Source organism: Conyzicola sp., from assembly GCF_057073975.1.
Window position 1 is genome coordinate 1 of sequence record NZ_JBXMIS010000047.1, and the last position, 4,040, is coordinate 4,040.

Genomic DNA, 4,040 nt, shown 5'->3' on the forward strand with positions numbered 1-4,040 from the left:
GGGAACGGGAGGACCCGGTCCCGGCGAGAAGGGTCGTGCTGGTTAGTACTTGCGGTCCGGGAGGGCGGCGATGGCAGCCTCCTGGTCGAACTCGCCGTCCTCGACGAAGGTCGCGCGCTCGATGGTCTTGCCATCGAGGACGTCCTTCACGAGACCCGCGGCGAGCTCACCCAGCAGCGGGTTGCACTCGACGATGTAGTTGATCTTGCCGTCGGCGAGAGCCTGCATTCCGTCGTGCACCGCGTCGATCGAGACGATCTTGATGTCCACACCGGGAACGAGTCCGGCTGCCTCGATGGCATCGATCGCCCCGAGGGCCATGTCGTCGTTGTGGGCGTAGACCAGGTCGATGCCGTCCTTGCCGTACTTCTGCAGGAAGCCCTCCATCACCGTCTTGCCCTCAGCGCGGGTGAAGTTACCCGTCTGCGAGTCGATCTTGGTGATCTGCGAGCCGGCGATGGCCTCGTCGAAGCCCTCCGCGCGGTCGTTGGCCGGAGCGGAACCGGTCGTGCCCTCGAGAACGACCATGTTGGTCGGCTCGGTGAAGGTCTTCGCGGCCCACGTGCCGGCCTTGACACCCTCGGACTTGAAGTCGAGTCCGACCCAGCCCTCGTAGAGCGACTCGTCGGCGCTCAGCGTGCGGTCTTCGAGGATGACGGGGATGCCGGCGTCCTTGGCCTCCTGGAGCACGTCGTCCCAGCCGTCTTCAACGATCGGGGCGATGACGATGGCGTCGACGCCCTGGTTGATGAAGTTGCGGACTGCGGCGATCTGCGCCTCGATCTTGTTGTCTGCAGCGTTGAAGACCAGCTTGAAGCCGTTCTCCTCCGAGAATGCCGTCTGCATGGACTCGGTGTTGGCGCTGCGCCATCCGCTCTCAGAGCCGGTCTGTGCGAAGCCGACGGTGATCACGTCGTCGTCGCCTCCACCGGCTGGCGTGTTGGCGCCGCCAGCACAGCCGGAGAGAATGAGAGCCGCGGCTCCCGCAATAGCGATACCGCTCAGGATTTTCTTCACTATCCAAAACCTCCTCGTTTTGGTCCGACGGTGCTGTCGGCCTGGTGTTGAGCGCCAAAGGGGAATGGCGCGATGCTGAATGTTAGCCTTCACAATCGGTATCAACGCAAATCATTTCTGGTAACGGTTTGGTAAAGGTGGCCTGAAACCTCCGCAATCCCGGGGTTTTCGCGTCGGAAACTCGTGTGGGCGAGAATGAAGAATGTGATGGATATTGTTAGCGATCACAGCGACCCGCACACTGGGGGCTGCCCTGCCCGCATCGCGGAGTCCTACGCTCACGAACATGTCGCATCGTCGCGACCGGTCGGAGTACTCCCGAACGACGTCTCCCAACGATTGGAAGAGAAGCAATGAAGCTCTCACTACCCGCCGCCGTCGCGGCCTGCACCGCCCTCGTTCTTCTCGCCTCCGGGTGCTCCGGAACGGCCTCGACCGGCTCTCTCAGCCTCGTGCAGTCGAAGTCGCAGACCCAGCTGCTGCGCAACGAGGCCGCTCAACGGCTCATCGACGGAACCGATGAGAGCGTGGCAGAGCAGCAGGACTACTCCGCCTCGTGCAAGTCAGGCTCGGAAGACCCTGACGGCCTCTACCGGGCCTGGCACTCGACGCTGCTCGCGGTGGTTCCGGCCGACAGCGCGATCGGCGTCGACCAGTTCGTCGGAGCCCTCGCGACCTCGTTCTCCGAGGACGGCTGGACCTTCACCGAGACGCATGGCGAGGTCAAGATCACGACGATGACGCGCTCGGACTCCGTCGTCATCCTCACCTTCTCGTCCACGGAAAATGCTGGTGACGGCGCAACTGTGCTCATCGAAGCGACGGGGCCGTGCGTGCTGACAGCTGGCCCGGACTCCGATGAGGTCACGAAGCTCGAGGAGAGCTAGACCCGCTCGACCAGCAGCACGACCGCCTCGTCGGGATGCAGCAGCGGCAGCGAGAGGCCGACCGATTCCAGCACCGAACCCGCCACCTCGATGGAGCCCTCTGCCCACCAGGCCGGTGGCGTGCCGGGGTAGCTGAGCGCCGCTGCGCCGAGGTCGATCGGGCTCACGCGGTAGCTCGCCGCGGCATCCAGCCCCGGCAGTCGAACGGGCGGTGGTACCGCCCGCGTCGGGGTGTGCAGCTGCACGACAGAGAAGACCGCGTCCGCCTCGCCGACGACCCCGTGCACCCAGCGCGCGCCATCGGCGGAGTCCTCGCGCACGGTCCTGCCGGAGTGCAGCAGCGCGCGGTGGCGCCGGTGCGCCGCGCTCCAGGTGCGCACCGCGTCGAGGTCGGCCGCGGCGGTCGCGGTGAGATCCCACTCGATGCCCGCGTGGCCGAAGAATGCCGTGGCGAGTCGGTAGGCGAGAGTCGAGGTGCGGCCGGTGGTGTGCGCGGTCGCGGTGCCGAGGTGCGAGCCGACGTACTCCGGGGGAACGAGAAGGCTCGTGTACCGCTGGATGGCCTGGCGCTCTCTCGGGTCGTTCGTGTCGCTGGCCCAGACCCGCTGGGTGCGCTCGAGGATTCCCGCGTCGATGCGCGCGCCGCCGGAGGAGCACGACTCGATCTCGACGTGGGGGTGGCTCGCGCGCATCGCGTCGAGCAGCCGGTACAGGGCCGTCACCTGCCGGTGCACCGAGCCGCCGAGCAGGTCGCGGTTCATGTCCCACTTGAGGTAGCCGATGGCGTACTCGTCGAGCAGGGCGGCGAGGCTCGCACGCACGTGCTCGAAGGCATCCGGGTTCGAGAGATCGAGCACGTGCTGGTCGCGCCACGACAGTGGTAGGTCGGAGGCGGCATCGCGCAGCACCCAGTCGGGGTTGGCGCGCGCGAGCTGCGAGTCGAGCGAGACCATCTCCGGCTCGACCCAGAGCCCGAACTCCAGGCCGAGACCGGTGACGGCGTCGACGAGGGCGTGGAGTCCGCCAGGCCAGCGAGCGGGGTCGACGGTCCAGTCGCCGAGGGCGCGGGCGGCGTCGACGCGCCCCGTCATCCATCCGTCGTCGAGCACGAAGCGCTCGACACCGACGTCGGCGGCGACCCGCGCCAGCTCGGTGAGGCGGTCGAGATCGTGGTCGAAGTAGACCGCCTCCCACGTGTTGAGCGTGATCGGGCGAGGACCCGATGGATGCGCCGGCAGCGCTCGCAGGTGGGCGTGCAGTCGCTGCGACATGCCGTCGAGCCCAGAGCCGGAGTGCACGTGCAGCGCCACCGCGCCCGCCCAGCTCTCGCCTGTGCCGAGCACGATCTCGCCGGCAGAGAGCAGCTCTGCCGCCCCGACCATGGTGTGGCCGATCGCGCTCGCGTCGACGACGACGCGCTTGTCGCCGCTCCACGCGAGGTGGGTTGCCCACACCTCGCCGCTGCGAAAGCCGAAGCCGGGCGTGCCGGCGATGGTGAGGAAGGAGTCGTCATGGCCGGGGCGACCGTGGCGCGACTCGCGCACCCAGGCGCCGACAGCGAGTTCGCGCCGCTGGGGCACGCGCTCGTGCGACCACTCGCCAGCGAAGTCGAGGTGCTCTGTCGCGTGGCCGGGAAGGGGCAGCATGACGGTCGCCGAGCCGAGCGCGAAGGGGTCGGCCGACAGGTTCTCTGCCGTTGGCCGCGACCGCAGCACACCGTGGCCGGTGAGCTCGAGCTCGACCGTGACACGCAGCAGACCGGGGTCGTCGAGGGTGACGAGGAGGCGGCCGTCGGTGGAGTCGACGGAGACAAGCTGCAGGTGGGGGCGGCGGGCGGAATGGCCGAGGTGGAATCCCTCGAGGCCCTGCTGCCCGCTCCAGCCCTCGGAGAGGAGGGGCAGGATGCCGACCCGCAGGGGCGCGTCGACGGCACTCGGGCCGAGGCCGGGAGAGGTCGCGGCGGCGAGGGAGAGCAGCGCGTCGTCGGAGAGGTCGCCGAGGTCTGCCCCCCAGTGGATGACGCTGGGCACCGCCGTGGGGGGGGGGGGGGGGGGGGGGGGGGGGGGGGGGGGGGGGGGGGGGGGGGGGGGGGGGGGGGGGGGAGGGGGGGGGGGGGGGGGGGGGGGGGGGGGGGGG

Annotated in this window: 3 protein-coding genes; 1 reads left to right on the top strand and 2 read right to left on the bottom strand. The window is 69.0% G+C overall.

Features of this window, described 5'->3' with window-relative positions:
- Positions 1–42 precede the first annotated feature (42 nt).
- Positions 43–1,020: an ABC transporter substrate-binding protein gene (locus AC14A7_RS04315; RefSeq protein ID WP_484006659.1), complete on the bottom strand. Its 978-nt coding sequence runs from the start codon at positions 1,018–1,020 to the stop codon at positions 43–45.
- A gap of 350 nt (positions 1,021–1,370) precedes the next feature.
- Between AC14A7_RS04315 and AC14A7_RS04320 the strand changes: the two genes are divergently transcribed.
- Positions 1,371–1,904, top strand: a complete 534-nt coding sequence (locus AC14A7_RS04320) for a hypothetical protein (RefSeq protein ID WP_484006657.1) — start codon at positions 1,371–1,373, stop codon at positions 1,902–1,904.
- Here AC14A7_RS04320 and AC14A7_RS04325 read toward each other — a convergent pair.
- The gene (locus AC14A7_RS04325) at positions 1,901–3,934 is read right to left on the bottom strand and encodes an alpha-galactosidase (protein ID WP_484006658.1); all 2,034 of its coding nucleotides are present in this window, start codon (positions 3,932–3,934) and stop codon (positions 1,901–1,903) included. The genes AC14A7_RS04320 and AC14A7_RS04325 overlap by 4 nt on opposite strands.
- Positions 3,935–4,040: the final 106 nt, after the last annotated feature.

What these genes read in the sequence shown, in the direction of transcription:
- AC14A7_RS04320 (WP_484006657.1), top strand. Translation starts at nt 1,371, where the DNA reads ATGAAGCTCTCACTACCCGCCGCCGTCGCGGCCTGCACCGCCCTCGTT.